Origin of the sequence: Mycobacterium sp. OAS707, from assembly GCF_014873705.1 — a bacterium.
GTDB lineage: Bacteria > Actinomycetota > Actinomycetes > Mycobacteriales > Mycobacteriaceae > Mycobacterium.
Genome location: NZ_JADBDS010000006.1, coordinates 333,827 through 349,929 on the forward strand (window position 1 = coordinate 333,827; position 16,103 = coordinate 349,929).

The 16,103-nt window shown below is 64.4% G+C and carries 19 protein-coding genes; 8 read left to right on the forward strand and 11 right to left on the reverse strand.

The window, feature by feature from the left end:
* Position 1 precedes the first annotated feature (1 nt).
* The 4 genes from GGC64_RS32915 to GGC64_RS32930 form a co-directional block, all read right to left on the reverse strand.
* Positions 2 to 856, reverse strand: coding sequence for an ABC transporter permease (locus GGC64_RS32915; protein WP_192726801.1), 855 nt, complete (start codon positions 854 to 856; stop codon positions 2 to 4).
* Positions 853 to 1,620, reverse strand: a complete 768-nt coding sequence (locus GGC64_RS32920) for an ABC transporter permease (protein ID WP_192726802.1) — start codon at positions 1,618 to 1,620, stop codon at positions 853 to 855. The genes GGC64_RS32915 and GGC64_RS32920 overlap by 4 nt, the downstream gene beginning before the upstream one ends.
* A gap of 263 nt (positions 1,621 to 1,883) precedes the next feature.
* The gene (locus GGC64_RS32925) at positions 1,884 to 2,357 is read right to left on the reverse strand and encodes a VOC family protein (RefSeq protein ID WP_192726803.1); all 474 of its coding nucleotides are present in this window, start codon (positions 2,355 to 2,357) and stop codon (positions 1,884 to 1,886) included.
* A gap of 56 nt (positions 2,358 to 2,413) precedes the next feature.
* Positions 2,414 to 3,025 carry a TetR/AcrR family transcriptional regulator gene (locus tag GGC64_RS32930; protein ID WP_192726804.1) on the reverse strand — a complete coding sequence of 204 codons (612 nt, stop codon included), beginning with the start codon at positions 3,023 to 3,025 and terminating at the stop codon, positions 2,414 to 2,416.
* Between the two features lie 101 nt (positions 3,026 to 3,126).
* Here GGC64_RS32930 and GGC64_RS32935 point away from each other — a divergent pair, with 101 nt between their 5' ends.
* From GGC64_RS32935 to GGC64_RS32950, 4 genes are all read left to right on the forward strand, one after another.
* Positions 3,127 to 3,981 (forward strand): alpha/beta fold hydrolase, encoded by an 855-nt coding sequence (locus GGC64_RS32935; RefSeq protein WP_192726805.1) that lies wholly within the window; start codon positions 3,127 to 3,129, stop codon positions 3,979 to 3,981.
* A complete protein-coding gene (locus GGC64_RS32940; protein ID WP_192726806.1) occupies positions 3,978 to 6,872 on the forward strand; it encodes an aminotransferase in 2,895 nt (964 codons plus the stop codon). The genes GGC64_RS32935 and GGC64_RS32940 overlap by 4 nt, the downstream gene beginning before the upstream one ends.
* Positions 6,873 to 6,953: 81 nt before the next feature.
* Positions 6,954 to 7,364 (forward strand): hypothetical protein, encoded by a 411-nt coding sequence (locus GGC64_RS32945; RefSeq protein WP_192726807.1) that lies wholly within the window; start codon positions 6,954 to 6,956, stop codon positions 7,362 to 7,364.
* 143 nt (positions 7,365 to 7,507) lie between these two features.
* Positions 7,508 to 7,882 (forward strand): limonene-1,2-epoxide hydrolase family protein, encoded by a 375-nt coding sequence (locus GGC64_RS32950; RefSeq protein ID WP_192726808.1) that lies wholly within the window; start codon positions 7,508 to 7,510, stop codon positions 7,880 to 7,882.
* On the opposite strand, the gene GGC64_RS32955 is transcribed toward GGC64_RS32950, so the two are convergent.
* Positions 7,879 to 8,829: a hypothetical protein gene (locus GGC64_RS32955; RefSeq protein ID WP_192727008.1), complete on the reverse strand. Its 951-nt coding sequence runs from the start codon at positions 8,827 to 8,829 to the stop codon at positions 7,879 to 7,881. The two genes, GGC64_RS32950 and GGC64_RS32955, sit on opposite strands and share 4 nt — an antisense overlap.
* A gap of 28 nt (positions 8,830 to 8,857) precedes the next feature.
* On the opposite strand from GGC64_RS32955, the gene GGC64_RS32960 reads away from it, so the two are divergent.
* Positions 8,858 to 9,640: an adenylate/guanylate cyclase domain-containing protein gene (locus GGC64_RS32960; RefSeq protein WP_192726809.1), complete on the forward strand. Its 783-nt coding sequence runs from the start codon at positions 8,858 to 8,860 to the stop codon at positions 9,638 to 9,640.
* Here GGC64_RS32960 and GGC64_RS32965 read toward each other — a convergent pair.
* Positions 9,637 to 9,801, reverse strand: a complete 165-nt coding sequence (locus tag GGC64_RS32965; RefSeq protein ID WP_192726810.1) for a hypothetical protein — start codon at positions 9,799 to 9,801, stop codon at positions 9,637 to 9,639. The genes GGC64_RS32960 and GGC64_RS32965 overlap by 4 nt on opposite strands.
* 43 nt (positions 9,802 to 9,844) lie before the next feature.
* Between GGC64_RS32965 and GGC64_RS32970 the strand changes: the two genes are divergently transcribed.
* Positions 9,845 to 10,525, forward strand: a complete 681-nt coding sequence (locus GGC64_RS32970; protein WP_192727009.1) for a guanylate cyclase — start codon at positions 9,845 to 9,847, stop codon at positions 10,523 to 10,525.
* A 7-nt stretch (positions 10,526 to 10,532) separates the two neighbouring features.
* Here the strand turns inward: GGC64_RS32970 and GGC64_RS32975 are convergent, their stop codons facing one another.
* A complete protein-coding gene (locus tag GGC64_RS32975; protein ID WP_369434738.1) occupies positions 10,533 to 11,540 on the reverse strand; it encodes a DUF2993 domain-containing protein in 1,008 nt (335 codons plus the stop codon).
* 294 nt (positions 11,541 to 11,834) lie between these two features.
* On the opposite strand from GGC64_RS32975, the gene GGC64_RS32980 reads away from it, so the two are divergent.
* Positions 11,835 to 12,083, forward strand: coding sequence for a hypothetical protein (locus GGC64_RS32980; RefSeq protein WP_192726811.1), 249 nt, complete (start codon positions 11,835 to 11,837; stop codon positions 12,081 to 12,083).
* Positions 12,084 to 12,111: 28 nt separating this feature from the next.
* On the forward strand, positions 12,112 to 12,354 hold the full coding sequence (locus GGC64_RS32985) for a hypothetical protein (protein WP_192726812.1): 243 nt from the start codon (positions 12,112 to 12,114) through the stop codon (positions 12,352 to 12,354).
* 77 nt (positions 12,355 to 12,431) lie between these two features.
* Here GGC64_RS32985 and GGC64_RS32990 read toward each other — a convergent pair whose 3' ends face one another.
* The 4 genes from GGC64_RS32990 to GGC64_RS33005 form a co-directional block, all read right to left on the reverse strand.
* On the reverse strand, positions 12,432 to 12,773 hold the full coding sequence (locus GGC64_RS32990; RefSeq protein WP_210082371.1) for a hypothetical protein: 342 nt from the start codon (positions 12,771 to 12,773) through the stop codon (positions 12,432 to 12,434).
* An 86-nt stretch (positions 12,774 to 12,859) separates the two neighbouring features.
* Positions 12,860 to 14,062 carry a serine hydrolase gene (locus tag GGC64_RS32995; protein WP_192727012.1) on the reverse strand — a complete coding sequence of 401 codons (1,203 nt, stop codon included), beginning with the start codon at positions 14,060 to 14,062 and terminating at the stop codon, positions 12,860 to 12,862.
* A 101-nt stretch (positions 14,063 to 14,163) separates the two neighbouring features.
* Positions 14,164 to 14,910, reverse strand: coding sequence for a class I SAM-dependent methyltransferase (locus GGC64_RS33000; RefSeq protein WP_192726813.1), 747 nt, complete (start codon positions 14,908 to 14,910; stop codon positions 14,164 to 14,166).
* Positions 14,911 to 15,220: 310 nt separating this feature from the next.
* Positions 15,221 to 16,006, reverse strand: coding sequence for a methyltransferase domain-containing protein (locus GGC64_RS33005; protein ID WP_192726814.1), 786 nt, complete (start codon positions 16,004 to 16,006; stop codon positions 15,221 to 15,223).
* Positions 16,007 to 16,103: the final 97 nt, after the last annotated feature.

Here is a 16,103-nt window from a genome sequence, read left to right on the forward strand (position 1 = left end):
GCTACCCGGCCAGGTTGAAGTTTCCGGACTGGCCGTAGACGGCCAGTGACATCATCACGAGAACAAATGCGGCGACGATCAGCGAGGTGCGCACGGCACGCCCGACCGCCTCACCGACGCCTGCAGGGCCACCGCTTGCGGTGTAGCCGTAGTACGTGTGCACGAGCATGATGACGATCGCCAGCACGACGCACTGAATGAACGACCACATCAGGTCGGTGGGATTCAAAAACGTTCGGAAATAGTGGTCGTAGACGCCGCTCGACTGACCGTAGATGACGGTGGTGCCGAACTTCGCCGCCCAGAACGCCGCAATCACGCCAACGCAATACAGCGGGATGACGACCAGCAGGCCGGCAAGCACACGCGTGGAAGCCAAATAGGCGACCGAGCGAATGCCCATCACCTCGAGTGCGTCGATTTCCTCGTTGATGCGCATGGCACCGAGTTGCGCCGTGGCGCCGGCACCGATGGTCGCCGACAGCGCGACGGCGGTGGTCGCCGGTGCGATCAGTCGGACGTTGAAGAACGCCGACGCGAACCCTGTCAGTGCTTCGACGCCGATCTCGGAGAAGTCGGTGTAGCCCTGCACCGCCACCAGCGCGCCGGTCGTGACGGTCAAAAAGCCGACGATCGCGACGGTTCCGCCGATGATGATCAGCGCGCCCGCGCCAAGGCCCATCGCGGCGATCTGCCGAATCAATTCGACCCGGTAGGACGTGACGGCGATGTGGATCGAGCGCAGCGTATTGCCGTAGAACTTCGTCTGCCTGCCGACCCGGTTCCACGGCTCGGCCACAGCGGCGAACCTGGCCTTCAGCCAGGGAAACTGAGAATGCGGGCGGGAAACTGTCACATCGTCACCTTCACGGCGACGGCGGTTGCGACCACATTGATCGCGAATAACGCCATGAAGGTGAACACCACGGTTTCGTTGACCGCGTTGCCGACACCCGCGGGGCCGCCACCGACGGAAATGCCCTTGTAGCAGGCGATCATGCCGGCGGAAAGACCGAACAGCGCGGCCTTCAGCAGTGCAATCGTGACGTCGGCAGCACCGATGATCAGTGTCAGGCCCGCCGCGAACGCACCGGGCGAGACGTGCTGGATGTAGACGCAGAACAAGTACGCGCCCGCGAGGCCGACGAGGATCACCGTCGCCGCCAGCGCCAGCGACACGAGTGTCGCGGCGAGAACCCGCGGAACAACAAGGGCCTGAATAGGATTGACGCCCATCACTCGAAGGGCGTCAAGTTCTTCTCGGATCGTTCGTGCGCCGAGATCGGCGCACATTGCGGTGGCCCCGGCGCCTGCCACCACCAACACGGTCACGATCGGGCCGATCTGTCGCACTGTGCCGAGCGCCGCGCCGGTGCCGGAGAAGTCGGCGGCGCCGAACTCGGTCAGCAGGATGTTGAACGTGAACGTCAGCAACACGGTGTACGGAATCGTGAGCATCAGCGTCGGCACGATCGACACCCGCGCGACAAACCAAGACTGCGAGATGAATTCGCGCCATGCGAACGGCGGCCGGAACATCGCCACGAACGTGTCGAGCGCCATTGAGTAGAAGCCGCCGAAACCACGTACCGGTTTGGCAATGAGATTGGAAGTGACCATTACCGGGCCCTCCCTCGCGTTCTCCTCACCGCCATCGGCTGACGATCCCTCCATCGAACAACCCGTGCGCGCAAGGTGTGAGTGTTGCACGGGAGGACGCCGCAGAACCGTACATCACCGATTTCGGGACCAGCAACACGAACCCCACAGCAAGGAACACCACGCCCGCCTACCCACGGCCAGTTACAGCACATATACAGGGCCTGGTAGCCGCCATCCTTTCAGAAGTGCGTTCCATCCCGGCATGGAATGCATAACTTGCTTCAGGCGCCTGACGAACTCACCGCGTCCTCCAGTTCCGCGATGACGATCTTGCGCATCCCCATCATGGCCTTCATCGCCGCCCCGGCGCGCGCGGGATCGGGGTCCTGCTGCAGTTCGAGGAGCCGATCTGGCACCACCTGCCAACTCAGTCCGAACCGGTCCTTGAGCCAGCCACATTGCGACTCCTCGCCGCCGTCGAGCAGCCGATCCCAGTAGTAGTCGACCTCGTCCTGATCCTTGCAGTGGATCATGAACGAGACCGCCTCGGTGAAGACGAACTGCGGACCCCCGTTGATCGCAAGGAACCGCTGACCGTCGAGGACGAAGATCCCGTACACGACGTCGTCGGGCGTTGCGGAGGCCGTGTTCCGGTTGAGCAACTCGATCGTCGAGTTCGGAAAGATCGATGTGTAGAACGCTGCAGCTTCCTCGAGGTTGTTGTCGAACCACAGGGAGGGGGTGATCGACGGCATGGCGGGTTCCTTCGGCTAGACGGCTTTCCCTTATCGACTGTCGAGACGCCGCAGATTCATCGCCGACCGGCGGTCCGCTCGGCGCCAAGCGCACGCAGCGCGAACTCCAGGACCCAGTCCAGGGACCGTTGCAGCCGCGCTTCGTCGCCCGGCGACTGGTTGGCCATCTCGCGGCTGATGACCGCGCTGATGGCGACCGCGTCGTGTTCGGGGTCGGCCCGCGGGAAGGAGCCGTCGGCCCGGCCGCGTCGCAGGATCTCGACCAGGGAGCGTTCCCGGTCGGCGTGTGCACGCTCACGCGTCTCGCGATAGCCCTTGGCGGCCCGCACCTCGTCGGAGTCGATCACCATGAGATGCATCCGCATCTCTTCGTCGTGCATCCAGCCGAACATCCCGTTGATCCACGCCTTCAGCTGGCCGACCGGGTCGCCGGTTTCGTCGACGATGCGGTCGAGGCGTTCGGCGAGCGTGTCGCTCTCCTGTCGCAGCAACGCGAGGAACAACTCGTCCTTGGATTGGAAGTGCCGGTAAAACGCCCGGGTGGAGACCCCCGCGCGCTGCAGAATCGCGGCGACCGGGATCGGGCCGGTGTGCGGTTCCGACAGGCAGCTGTAGGCCGCGTCGATGATGCAGCCGCGGTCGTCTTCGTTGGCGGAATCAGGCTGCACGATCGCAAAGTCTAGGGACGCCTGGTACCGGCCGGGCCGAAGATTGACGCAAATTATCGGCTGGGTAACGTCAGGGCTCGGGGCCAGCCGAGAGGACGTCCATGACCACGACACGAAGCGAACCGCAGACCGTCAAGTTCCGCGGCTCTGAGGACTTGGTGCTGGTCGCGGACGAATGGAACCCCTCGGCGCAGTCGGGGCCGTCCGTGTTGATGCTTCATGGCGGCGGTCAGAACCGGTTTTCCTGGAAGAACACCGGCCAGATCCTGGCCGACGAGGGCTTCCACGTCGTGGCATTGGACAGCAGAGGCCATGGCGACAGCGACCGCTCCCCTGACGGGAACTACACCGTGGACGCGCTGTGCGCCGACACGCTGGCCGTGCTGGAGCAGATCGGGCGGCCGGTGGTACTGATCGGGGCCAGCATGGGCGGGATGACCGGGATGTTGGTGGCCGACACGGCCGGACCGAACACGGTCAAGAAGCTGGTGCTCGTCGACGTGGTACCGCGCTACGACAAGAACGGCAGCGCCCGGATCCGCGACTTCATGGCGAGCGGTATGGACGGATTCGAGACGCTCGAAGACGCCGCGGATGCGGTGGCGTCCTACCTGCCGTATCGGACCAAGCCACGCAGTCCCGAGGGCCTGAAGAAGAACCTGCGGTTGCGCGACGGTCGGTGGTACTGGCACTGGGATCCGGCGTTCCTGACCGCACCCGATGACGACAGGTTCGTCCGAATGCAGAAGCTCGAGCAGGCGGTCATCGACCTGACCATCCCGATCCTGCTGATTCGTGGCAAGCTGTCCGATGTGGTCAGCACCGAGGGCGTGAAAGACTTTCTGGAGAAGGTGCCGCACGCCGAGTTCGTCGAACTCTCCGATGCCGGACACACCGCGGCAGGCGACGACAACGATGCGTTCTCCGAAGCCGTCGTCCAATTTGTCAGCCGGTGACCGTCGGGTTCAATTTCCTTGAGGCACCGGAACTTCCGGCACCTCAGGTCAGCGAGGAGCAGGCCGAGGAGATCCTCGCCACGCACTACGGTTTGCGGGCTCGCGCGACATCGCTTGGCAGCAACCAGGACAAGAACTTCACCGTAACCGATGCTGACGGTGAGATCGTCGGGGTGCTGAAGATCGCCAATCCGGTGTTCAATGCGATTGAAATCGAGGCGCAGGATCTGGCGGCGGAGCGGATCGCCGCGGCCGAGACGACGCTGCGGATGGCGGTACCGCTGCGTAACGTCTCCGGTCAAACGTGTACGGCCATCGAGGGATTGGTGGAGGGCAACGCATACGTGCGGCTGCTGCGCTACCTGCCGGGCGGGACGCTGCTGAAGTCGGGATACCTCTCGCCGAACGCAGTAGCGGGGCTCGGCGAGGTGGCTGCACGTGTCAGCCGGGCACTCGAGGGCTTCACACACGCCGGCCTCGACCGCGTACTGCAATGGGACCTGCGCTACAGCACCGCCGTTGTCGCGGAGCTGATTTCGTATGTCGCCGACCCATTGCACCGCGCGCGGCTGGACGCTGCGGTGACCGAAGCGTGGGCGCGGATCGCGCCGCTGGCCGATGCATTGCCGCGGCAGGCCGTACATCTGGATCTGACCGATGCCAACATCGTGGTCTCGCCGTCGCGACAGCCCGACGGCGTGATCGACTTCGGCGACCTGACGGACAGCTGGGCGGTCTGCGAACTCGCGATCGCGGCGTCGTCGGTACTGGGCCATCCTGGCTGCGAACCGATTTCGATCCTTCCTGCCGTGCGCGCATTTCATTCCATCCGACCGTTGACGGCCGCTGAGGTGGAGGTGTTGTGGCCCCTGCTCGTATTGCGGACCGCGGTGCTCATCGTCAGCGGCGCACAACAGGCGACCCTGGATCCTGACAACCAGTATCTCGCCGATCAATCTGGCGGCGAGTGGCGCATGTTCGACCAGGCGACGTCGGTTCCGATCGATGTGATGACCGAGGCGATCAAGGCCGACCTCGGGTTCGCCGAAACATCGGCCCCTGTGAGCGGCGCCCTCGTCGACGTAGATCCCGCAACGGTGGTGACGCTGGACTTGTCAACCACGTCCGATGTCTACGACTTCGCTTTCGAAGACGACGGTTCGTTGCAGGCCGACGTCGAAGACGAATTAGCCTCGGCCGCAGTGCAGAACGGCGCCCAGCTGGTCGTCACCCAGTACGGCCAGGCGCGGCTCAGTCGCACTCGCAGGCTCAGCCAACAGAGTCCGGAGACCGTCGCGACGGGCATCGGCATGTGGGCGGCCTCGGTGACCCCGCTCGTCGCCCCGTGGGACGGCGAGGTCGAGGGATCGGTGCTCCGCGGATCCGAATACGAGTTGACATTGGCCGGGTTCGAACCGGTCACGGGGCGCGTGCGCGCTGGCGATCCGCTGGGCGAAGCACCCGCGGGCGCGTGGATCGAGGTCGGCGTGCGACCGGTCGGCGCGCCGCAGGCGCCGGCTTTTGTCCGGCCGGAGATGGCGCCCGGTTGGCTGGGGCTGACCCGTGACCCGCGGCCGCTACTCGGCCTGCCCGCTGTTGAAGTTGCGGAGACCGGTGATCTGTTGTCGCGTCGCGACGCGAGTTTCGCTCCAGTGCAAGAGTTTTACTACCGCAGGCCGCCGCAGATCGAACGTGGCCGACGGCATTACCTGATGTCGACGGCCGGCCGTACCTACCTCGACATGGTCAACAACGTGACCGTGCTGGGCCATGCGCATCCGCGGATAGCCGACACCGCGGCCACGCAGTTGCGCAAGCTGAACACGAACTCGCGGTTCAACTACTCGAGCGTGGTCGAGTTCAGCGAACGCCTCGCCGGGCTGCTACCGGAGCCGCTCGACACGGTCTTTCTGGTCAACTCCGGTTCGGAGGCAAGCGATCTGGCGATTCGGCTGGCGACAGCGGCGACGGGCAGACGCGACATAGTCGCCGTTCGCGAGGCGTATCACGGCTGGACGTACGGCACGGACGCGGTCTCGACATCGATGGCAGACAACCCCAATGCGCTTGCCACCCGGCCGGATTGGGTGCACACGGTCGAGTCGCCGAACAGCTTTCGCGGTAAGTACCGGGGCGCCGAGGCCGGTCGATACGCGGGCGAGGCAGTCGAGGTCGTCCAGCGTTTGGTGGCCGAGGGTCGCCCGCCGGCGGGGTTCATCTGCGAAAGCGTGTACGGCAACGCAGGCGGCATGGCGCTGCCCGACGGTTACCTGCGGCAGGTCTATGCGGCGGTGCGGGCAGCGGGCGGATTGGCCATCTCTGATGAAGTGCAGGTCGGGTATGGCCGTCTCGGCGAATGGTTCTGGGGTTTCCTGCAACAGGACGCCGTGCCGGACATCGTGTCGATTGCGAAGTCGGTTGGCAACGGCTATCCGCTCGGCGCGGTGATCACCAGTCGTGCGGTCGCCGATGGATTCCGGTCGCAGGGGTACTTCTTCTCGTCGACTGGCGGCAGTCCGCTGTCGTGTGCGATCGGGATGACGGTGCTCGATGTGCTGCGCGACGAAGGGCTGCAGGAGAACGCCAGGCAGGTGGGCGCGCATCTGAAGTCGAGACTGCAAGCGCTGCAGGAAAAGCACCCGATCATCGGGACGGTTCATGGCGTCGGGCTGTACCTGGGTGTCGAGATGGTCCGCGACCCGTCGACGCTGGAACCGGCGGTGGAAGAAACGTCGGCAATCTGCGATCGGATGCTCGAACTCGGGGTGATCATCCAGCCAACGGGTGACCACGGCAACATCCTGAAGACCAAGCCGCCGTTGTGCATTGACGTCGAGGGCGCGGATTTCTATGTCGACACACTTGATCGGGTACTGACCGAAGGCTGGTAAGGCCCTGCTGGCCAGATCCGTTCGCATCTTGGCCAAAACCGAGAGGTTCGGACTGCTTTCACTCCCCTAGCCTCGGCGTTGATGTCTGCGATACTGCTCAGCGCCCATGTCATCGTGGCGATCCTCGCGGTTGGCCCAGTCGCGGTCGCTGCCAGCATGTTCCCCCGCTACGCCCGCGAAGATGGTGCAGTCGCGGGCGTGCTCTACCGCGTCTGCCAGACGTACGCCGTGGTGGGCGTTGCCGTTCCACTGCTGGGCATTGCAACGGCCGCTTCGATGGGGGTGCTGACTCAGGCGTGGGTGTTGGTGTCGATCGCGCTGACAGCGGTCGCCGCCATCCTGCTCATCGTGAGCATCCTGCCGGACCAGCGCGCGGCCTTGGCAGGTAAGACGGCCGCTCGGCTGGCCATGACGACGGGCATCTTCAACCTGCTCTGGGTTGTCGTCACCGTCCTGATGATCGTGCGGCCGGGGTCGACAACCGGTGTCTGAGGAGTGGATATCCGAAGTGCCCAGCTCTGGGCGACAAAGTCGCGCCCACCGACTTTGTCGCCTAGAGCCGGGCAATTGAACATATGCGCCCTGTGAGGGACAGCGGGGTTGATTTACGTCGCGCCGCTGGGTTCTATCGACGCATGACACTCTCCCCCGGCCGCGTGGTCACCGAATTCGCCGAGAAGTGGGCCTCGCCCGATCCGGACGAGCTCGCCGAGTATTTCACCGAAGACGCCGTCTACCACAACATCCCGATGGACCCCGTGCAGGGACGCGAGGCCATCAAGCAGTTCATCGCAGGCTTCACCGCCGCATTCGACGGGATCGACTTCCAGATTCACCGGCAGATCACTGACGGCAACGTGGTGATGAACGAGCGAACCGACACGATGCGCCGTAAGGACGGCGGTGCGATACCGCTGCCGGTGATGGGCGTCTTCGAGATCGTCGACGGCAAGATCGCCAAGTGGCGGGACTACTTCGACATGGCGACGGTAACCAACGCATTCACCTAAGCCAAGAGCGGCACCTCGGCGTGGCGCTCGTCGGTGAGGATCTCGAACATCGCCCGGCGGGGGGCCAACAGCTCCCGACGTTCAAAAGCCTTGCCCGCGACCTGAACTCGGCAGTTTGCAACTGCCGAGTTGTAGCAGAACTTCGCACCGCCATCGGTGTCGGTGTAGGTCAGGCCGACGACGTCGGCTGGCTCGGTGATGATCTCGCCCTCGATCATCTGATCGCCGACTCGCCCGCCGAACGCCCACGAGAACGGCCGATATCGGCCGTGGGTCTGCAGGCTGCCGAGGATCGTGCGCACCGCGAACTCCTGGCCCGCGTGCCGGAACACGAACAGCGTTGCCGCGGGCGTCAATAGCGGCCCGATCGCGGCGCGTGCCGTCACGATCTCCAGGCTCGAATCGGGCGCGTCGTCGAAGCCGCACACCTGACCGAACGCGTAGGCCGGCGTATGTCGGGTGCCCCAATTGTGGTTGACGCTGCCGGTCCAGCCGTCGAGGACCAGCGTGACATCGTCGAGTTCCACGACCCCGTCGAACTGCGCGAGCGGATGGCGCACTGTCGTCTTCGCCGTCGGAACGCGCGCCTTGTAGGCCCGCTCGGTAAGGAGCTTGACCGCGTCTTCGGAGCCAGGGTCGATCCGCAGATCCCATCGCGCCGAACGGTTTCCGCCCGTCACCGTTCCCTCCGCGGAGCGATCGTCGATGGATGTCGCGCCGATGCGGGCGGTCCAGTTGTCGTACTCGTAGTCGGCAGCGTCAATTGGGTACGACTGCTTGAGCGCCCGATTGCCGTGCCCCTCGGGGTCGAAGATCATCACCCACACATCGGCCACCGCGTCACCTGCCGTTGGCAGCAGCAGGGTCTCGCGGAGCCACAGCGCGAGCGGCCGCTCGGGGTGGTTGGCACGGATGTAGCGGCTCTCGTAGTAGGGCGCCTCACGCATCACGGGATCAGCATCCAATACTTGACGGGTGATCGGAGCGCAGATTGCGGCTTATGTGCTTGCCGGACTCGCCGCGGTGGAGGCGGTGACGCTGGTCGTGCTCGGCCTGCGCTACCGGCACCAGCAGCACGAACTCGAGCAGCTGCGCCACCGCCTCGACGCCAGGAACACCCTGCTGTCGGGCGGTCGGGAAGCCGTCAAACAGGTCTGGCAGACCGCCAACATCCTGCGCAAGGACGGGTTTGGCGCGGCCGTCAGGTCCTCGATCGAAGACCTCGCGGACTGGGCCGAGGTGGAGCGACCGGATCTGGCGCGGCTGGCGCCCAACGGCAAGGTGGCGATCGTGTTCTCCGACATCGAGGAGTCGACGGCGCTCAACGAGCGCATCGGCGACCGCGCGTGGGTGCGGCTGATCGGCAGCCACGACAAGCTGGTTCGCAAACACGTCAAAAAACACTCCGGCCACGTCGTGAAGAGTCAAGGCGACGGCTTCATGATCGCGTTCGCACAACCCGAGCAGGCGGTACAGTGCAGCATCGATCTGCAGCGCTCACTTCGCCTGCGACCCAGTGGTATTTGCGTCCGAATGGGTATCCACATGGGCAAGTCGGTGCGCCGCGGGGACGATCTGTTCGGTCGCAACGTCGCGATGGCGGCCCGGGTGGCCGCGCAGGCCGACGGTGGCGAGATCCTCGTCAGCGAGGTGGTACGCGACGCCCTCAGCGACGAGGACATCGACTTCGACGACGGTCGCGAGGTCGCGCTGAAGGGGTTCTCCGGCTCGCATCGCCTCTACGCCGTCGCCAACTAGTCGGTGGTCTCGCCGGCCTCGGCCAACCGTTGATGCAGCCGCGCGCGGATGTCCTCGGGTGTGTAGGAGTTGCGCTTGCGTTGGTCCCGTGCAACCAGCACTCCGCCGGCCACCACACCGGCGACACCGGCCAGTCCAACCCACTTCCATATACCGCGCATAGTGCAACAGTCTGCCTAAGCTGCCCGGGTGAGTGAAAGCACGGTGTCGTTGCAGCGGGCACTCGAGGAGACCCGAACCGGGGACATCTGGCTGTTCCGGGGCAGCTCTGGACCCGACCGGGCGATCCGGACCTTGAGCAACGCCCCGGTCAACCACGTGGGAATGACGGTCGCCATCGACGACTTGCCGCCGTTGATGTGGAGTGCGGAACTCGGCAACAAGCTGATCGACGTGTGGACCGGTGGCCACCATCGTGGCGTTCAGCTCAACGACGCTCGTGAATCCGTCGAGCAGTGGTGGAACGTCTACGGGCAGCGCTGCTGGCTGCGTCAGCTGACGCCGTACGCGACCCGCGAGCAGGAGGACCGGCTGCTTCGGGTCATCGCCCGGATGGACGGCACCCCGTTTCCGAGTACCGCCCGGGTGACAGGCCGATGGTTTCGTGGCCGGGTGCCGACCGCAGGCGACTGGACCAGGGGGATACCGTTCCTCGACAAGAGGGTCCAGGAGTCGACGAAGCGACGGAAGGCCGCCAAGCGCAAGATGGGTTTGGAAACCGCGTACTGTGCCGAGACCGTCGCCATCACGTACGAGGAGATGGGCTTGATCGTCACCGATAAGGATTCGAATTGGTTTGACCCCGGCCGCTTCTGGAGCGGCGACGCGCTGCCCCTGGCGCCCGGGTATCAACTCAGCGACGAAATCGCTGTCACAGTCGACTAATTGGTGCTCAGAGTCGGGCGAAGCATGGATTCGCGTCTTCTTTGGGGATCGACGCGTTCTGGCTCGAGAAGGTACCAACGACTCCGGTATCGGTCACCTTGACGCTGTCGGCGTGGATGCCGAGCGGATAGTTGTCGTTCAACTTCTTCGTAAGACCATTCAGCGCCGTCTGAACCACGTCTTTCGGCAGCAGGCCGCTGACGTCGACGACATCCAGGTTCAGGTCACCGTCGGTGACGACGGGCTTGGCGCTGATGCTGCTGCCGCTGGCCTCCATGATGACTGTGCCCGCTGCAGGGTCGGTGCTCACGCCGGTAACCAGGTTGCCTACGGCCGGAAGGTTGGCGGCCACGGTGTCCTTGATGCCTGCCGACGTCCACGACAGGGTCGCCGTGAGCGATCCGATGGTGCCCTTGGAGTTGGCCGAGTCCTGCAGCCGGACGTCTTTGAGCGTCACGTCGGCGGTCATCCCGTCCGCGCTCTGCACCCGCTTGCCGGCGGTGGTGACCGAGATGTTGGTGTAGTGACCGGTGATGTGCTGCCACAGGAACGGCGGATTCACCCCGAACGAGATGGATACGCCGTCCTGCACGACGCACTCGGCGACCTCCGTCAAGACCTGGTCGGCGCGGTACCGGGCGTAGAGTTCGCCGCCTGCCAGTCCGCCGACGAGCAGTGCAACCACGATGACGACGATCAGGATCATCGACGTCCGGGAGAAACCGCGCGAGCGGCGCTTTTTCTCGGGCTGCGGCGGTACCGCCGGCGGTGGCGGCGCAGCGGGCGGGGGCGGGGGTGTGCGCCGAATCTGTTGTGTGGGAGCAACATCCGCGGGTGACTGAGGCCGAGGGATTCGCTGTGTGGGCCCGACATCGGGTCGCTGCGGCTGGCGCAGCTGCTCGGTCGGCGGCTCGGGCTGACGGGGAGGCTGTGGACGGCGTCCAGGCGGCCCCGGCGGCGGTGGCGTACCCCTGCCGCGCCAGTCAGGTTGCCCGGGGCGTTGAGGCGGAGTCACGTGCGCGATTCTGCCTCATATCGGAGTCAGACCACGCTGATCTCGGTGTGTCATCGCGGCTTGGACTGAATGGTGGTAGCCGTGCGCTGTCAACATTTGATGGCAAGTCCGGTTGGGCATCACTTCAATCCTCTTCGCCGCAGTCCGCCGACCTGCGCATTACCGGCTGGCTGCCGCGCCGACTTCCTGCTAGCAGCAGGCCGGGAACGGGCGGTAACACTGACGACATTGGCTTGCTGAGGCGGGATTCTTTACACAGCCCAACAGGGCCACCCCACAAGCCAGGAGGACATCATGAAGGCAATCAAGTACGTTGCGCCGTGGTTGGCGGCAGCTGCAATCGGTGCAGCCGTGGCCCTCGCCCCGACCGCCAGCGCTGCAACCCCTCCCGCTCCCGCGCCCGCAGTCACCACCGGCACTGCAGGCACCGATCCGCTGGTGCCTTTCGGCACGGACCCCCACAGCCCCTACGTGTTCGGCTACCACACCTCAGACCACGACGAGTCCGACACCACCAACGGCCAAGTCGACGTGCCGTTCTGATTCACCGGCCCTCACATAGGAGATCGAAATGAAGATCCTTACGCTCGCCGCACCGTGGTTGGCCGCAGCCGCGATGGGAACCGCGATCACGCTCGCGCCGATCGCCAGTGCTGCCACCCAGCCGACGCCTGTCCCGACCGCCACGACGCACACAACGCCGGCCGCGGTCACCGATACCGATCCGGCCACGCCGTACGGCACGGATCCTGAGAGCCCTTCCATCTTCGGGTACCACACCTGGCTCGGCGACGACGTCGACGTGCCCTTCTGACTCGGCGCCCTCACCGCCGGAGCGGCCCGCCACCCGTGAATTCTATTGGGTGGCGGGCTGTTTCGCGTATGCTGCGGCTACGGGCACAGGAACGCGAACGGCGGGCATGGACCATAGAACCGCGGCGGAGGCGGGTCGGGAAAGCCCTCGATGATTGTCGAATCAGTCACCGGACTGTTGGGATCGAAATACCAGGGATGGCACGTATTCATGTCCCAGTCGGGCATGTGCTTCATCACCGGGGACCCCGGACACCACTGATAGGTGCAGAAGTTGTCCGGGGCCGGCGGCGAGTTGGGGTCCTGGCAGACCATCGGCGCAGGTTGGGCTTCGGCAACGCCTGCGGCCAATCCCATACCGAGCCCAACCGATGCCACAGCCGTGGCCAGCCCGGCCACGACCGCTTTGAGTTGATTCATGGTGGTTCCCTTCCTGATCGGCGCCTCCCCGCTGGCTATCAGCAAACCGATCACAGGATCCTTGGAGGATTCTTGGCAGCCAGAACTCAGCGTGTGGTCGTCGGTGTCGGCGAAGAGGCCAGCGACAGGCCCGCGTAGATCTCGTCGAGCAGGACCGGCAACAAGGCCTGCGCGGTCGTCTTGCCCTCTGGCGAAAGCGTCAGGTTCGTCCAAATGACCAGCGCCACATCGTTATCGGGGTCATAGCCCATGAATGAATTGAAGCCGGGAAGTTCACCGCCGTGATAGAACATCGCCGCCGTCGGACCGAAGCGCTGATATGAGATTCCGTACCCGTACTTCTGTCCGTCAGGGGCGTTCGGGTCCTCGGCCTGCAGGCTCGCCATCCACTGCTGCTGGTAGTCGGCGTCGAAAACCGCGCCCGTGACGAGGGCTTTCAGCCACTTCGCCAGGTCGTCGGCTGTGGATATCGCTCCACCGGCCGCGGTGGCGTAGGAGGCGTTCTGGTTCGTGTAGTCGTTCGGCCGCAACGTCCCGGCCTGCGCGCCTGCCTGAATCTCGGCGGGATACGGCTCGTCGGCCAGTGCGTAGACGCTGCCGCCGTACATGTAGCCATTCGAGAACGGCGCAGGCATGGACGTGTCGTTGGCAGCGGGAAGGGACGTCTGTTTGAGACCGAACGGGCCGAACAGTCGCTCCTGCAACTGCTGGCCCAACGGGCGACCGCCGACCTTCTCGGCAATGAGGCCGAGAAGCGCGTAGTTGGTGTTGCTGTAGTCGTAGGAGGCGTCAGGCGCGAACAGCGGCGGATGCCGGAATGCGATGTCAAGTACTTCCTGCGGCGTCCACGCCTTCGCGGGGTCAGCATCCATGACGGCCGCAAGCCCGGGATCGGCCGAGTAGCCGTACAGCCCGCTGCGCATCTTCAAAAGCTCTGCGACGGTGATGTTCTCACCGTTCGGCACGTTCGCCACGTAGTCGGAGACCCGGTCACTGAATTTCAGCTTGCCGTCCTGAGCAAGAAGCACGATCAGCGCCGCGATCATCGTCTTGGTATTCGAGGCGATCCGGAAGTGGGTGTTCGGCGCCGGTGGTGTATGCGCGCCGAGTTCAGTGGTGCCGTAGGCCACTCTGAAGCTGCCACGCGGCGTGTGCAGCAGCACCATCGCGCCGGGGACCATCAGCTTCTTCGCCGCGGCGTCGACAACCGCTTGAAATGCCTTCGGATCGATGGGTTTAAGTGCTGACGACACTGGGGCGCTCGTCGACGAACAGGCAGCGACCAACATTGCCACGCACGCCGCAGCCAAGACTCTGCCCATAGGCGACAGTAGCCCCGGCCGAGCAGCCCAAATCGGCATTTGGGCGGAGCGGGCCGACTACAGTTCGGTCACACTGTGCCGCGCGCGGCCCATGCGGTTGCGGTAACGGTGAACGGGCCGTTGCCCAGACGTTCGCGGGCCACCGAAGCCAAACGCGCGCGACCCTCGTCATCTAGTCGCTGGACATAATCCCCCGCGGGGCCGACACCGAATGTGTAGGGCTCCCACCATTCCTCAAAGGTCGGATGAACAACGTCGACCGCGATCGAGTCTTCCTTCACATCGCGCAGTCCCGCAGCGTCGAACAACTCAGTCAGGTGTCCCCTGTGTGCGCCGGAAAGAAGCGCCTCATCCTCGGCATCCGGGTCGATCACGTGAACGGCATCCCAGAATGGCGCCAGCGCACCGGTCGGCCCGTCCCACACGCACGCCGCAACGACCCCGCCGGGCCGGGTCACGCGCGCCATCTGCCCGATGGCCAGCACCGGATCCGTCATGAAGTGCACCACCAGCTGCGCAAGGGCAGCGTCGAAAGCTGCAGTGTCGTAAGGTAATTCCTCGGCCGTGCCTTGCCGCACGTCGATTTCTGGAAAGCGGTCCCGGATCGCGTCGACGAACGGCGGCGAAGGATCGATTGCCGTGACCTCGGCGCCACCCGAGAGCAACTCCGCCGTCAACGCGCCAGGACCGCAGCCCACGTCGAGCACCCTTCCCCCAGCGCCGATCCCGGCGAATGTCACGAAAACCTTGGAAAGAGGCTCGGCGTAGCGGCCCATATATCGCGTGTATTTGTCCGGCGAGACAGCGAAACTCATCGAGAAAGCGTACGTCGGTTGGCCGGTGGTCCCAGCCAATATGTTCTATTGGCAGATATTCGCAGGTCATAGGCCAAAACTGTGTTAGGTTGAACACCTACAGAAGTAGGAAAAATGAATAGTCGTCTGAACAATTTCTGGTATGCGATCGAACATCCGCTGGGACCGTCGCGGGAACTGGGCTCGTACGCAAACCACCAGGAAAGCGTGGAGCAACTGATTCGGGAGATGAACGAAAGAGTCCCTCCGGCCAATCGGGTGCCAGAACACTCGCCTGACGAATAACGAATCCGCCCTCAGACGATTTGTCTCATGCCGGCTTGTGCGCCTCGAAGCAGCATTGGACACATGCGAAGTAGAACCTTCCGGCGGCGTCGAGTTCCTTTTGTTCGCTGCGCCATTCGGCGGCATGGGCTCGGTCCACTCCGCCTTGCTTCACCGCATAATCGAAGATGATGTCAACCAGCGCACCGCCGTAAGACTCCGGAGTCAGTTCAAGGGTGACGAAGGCATGGCCGGCGACAGTGACGTCGACAAAACCGGTGTCCCGCAGATGATCTGCAAGGACTTGGGGCAGCGCCGGGTGAGTCAGGTGCTTGTCCCACGTTGCGAGCATTCGTTGCATTCGATCAGCGTCATCCGACCGCCATGACACAGTCGTCCAGTCCACGTCCCAGATCACCGCACGACCGCCCGGGCGCAGGGCCCGGTACATCTCGGCGAGTGCAGCGGCCACGTCGGGCACGTACTCGAGCACTTGAACCGACAGGACCGCATCGAAATCACCGTCGTTGACTGGTAACTCGGCAGCACCGGCCTGACAAAGAGTTGTATTCGCGTGACCCTCGCTGCGCTTGGTTGCCACCGCAAGCATTGCCGGTGCGGCGTCAACCCCCGTCACCCATCCCTGCGGGCCGACACGATCAAGCAACTCCGTTACGTAGAATCCCGGGCCACATCCGACATCGAGCACCCGTTCACCGGGTTGGGCGTCCAGAGCCTCATGAACCAGACGCCGCCGGCGCAGTACGTCGCGTCGGTTATAGAGAATCTCCATCGATTCGACGAGACTTCCATCGAAATCGAGTTGCCCCATTGCCGAAGGTTACCGACTGATCCTTTCCGGCGGAGGCGGTCGAGCAAAGGCTCCGATCGGCCCCTAGACGTTGAACCTGAACTCGACGAAGTTGCGG